Below are 1,499 nucleotides of genomic sequence, written 5' to 3' on the forward strand. Positions count from 1 at the left end.
GCGGTGTGTCTGGTCGCGGATATGCATGCTCGCGGAAAGTACCTACTGGTTTTCGGGGAAGCCGAGGTTGATGCCGCCGTGGCTGGGGTCCAGCCAGCGGGTGGTGATGGCTTTCTGGCGGGTGAAGAATTGGACGCCGTCGAGGCCGTGGGCGTGGGAGTCGCCGAACAGGGAGGCTTTCCAGCCGCCGAAGCTGTAGTAGGCCATCGGGACGGGGATGGGGACGTTGATGCCGACCATGCCGACCTCGACTTCGTTCTGGAAGCGGCGTGCGGCGCCGCCGTCGTTGGTGAAGATGGCGGTGCCGTTGCCGTACGGGTTGGAATTGATCAACTCCAGGGCCTGGTCGTAGGTTTCCACCCGCACGACCGCGAGGACGGGGCCGAAGATTTCGTCGGTGTAGACGCTCATGTCGGGGGTGACGTTGTCGAGCAGGGTGGGGCCGAGCCAGAAACCGTCTTCACCGCCGTCGGCCTGCACGGTGCGGCCGTCGACGACGACTTTGGCGCCGTCGGCTTCTCCGGCGTCGATGTAGGAGGCGACTTTGTCGCGGTGGGCTTTGGTGACCAGGGGGCCCATGTCGGAGTCGCCTGCGCCGTCACCGATTTTCAGTCCGACGGTGCGTTCGCGGATTTTGGCGACGAGGTCATCGGCGATGGGTCCGACCGCGACGGCCGCGGAGATGGCCATGCAGCGTTCCCCGGCGGAGCCGAAGCCGGCGTTGACCATGGCGTCGGCGGCCAGGTCGAGGTCGGCATCGGGCAGGATGACGGCGTGGTTCTTGGCGCCGCCGAGGGCCTGGACGCGTTTGCCGGTGGCGGTGCCGGTGGCGTAGACGTACTGGGCGATCGGGGTGGACCCGACGAAGCTCACGGATTTGATTTTGGGGTTGGTGAGTAGTTCGTCGACGGCGGTTTTGTCGCCTTGTAGGACGTTGAAGACGCCGTCGGGCAGTCCGGCTTCCTTCCACAGTGCGGCGAGCCAGAGTGCGGCCGACGGGTCTTTTTCGGAGGGTTTGAGCACGACGGTGTTGCCGGCGGCGATGGCGACGGGGAAGAACCACATGGGGACCATGGCGGGGAAGTTGAAGGGGGAGATGATCGCGACCGGGCCGAGGGCTTGGCGGATGGAGTGCACGTCGACCTTGGTGGAGGCGTTTTCGGTGTAGCCGCCTTTGAGCAGGTGGGGGATGCCGCAGGCGAATTCGACGACTTCTTGGCCGCGGGTCACTTCACCGAGGGCGTCGGAGACGACCTTGCCGTGCTCGGAGGTGATGATTTCGGCGAGTTCACCCTTGCGTTCGTTCAGGAGTTCGCGGAAGGAGAAGAGGATCTGGGTGCGCTTGGCCAGGCTGGTGTCGCGCCAGGCCGGGAATGCGGCGGCGGCGGCATCGATGACCGCTTGGGCATCGTCGATCGAGGCCAGGGCGACCTGACCGGTCACCTGCCCGGAGGCCGGGTTGGTCACCGGCGCCGTCGAACCAGACGAACCCTCGAAGA

At 65.9% G+C, this 1,499-nt stretch carries 1 protein-coding gene; it reads right to left on the reverse strand.

Features of this window, described 5'->3' with window-relative positions; translation table 11 throughout:
- Positions 1-42: 42 nt before the first annotated feature.
- Positions 43-1,499 (reverse strand): CoA-acylating methylmalonate-semialdehyde dehydrogenase (locus ACLBYA_RS31565; RefSeq protein WP_447713424.1); only part of this gene is annotated, 1,457 nt, incomplete at its 5' end.

It is taken from the genome of Mycobacterium sp. C31M (assembly GCF_053345865.1).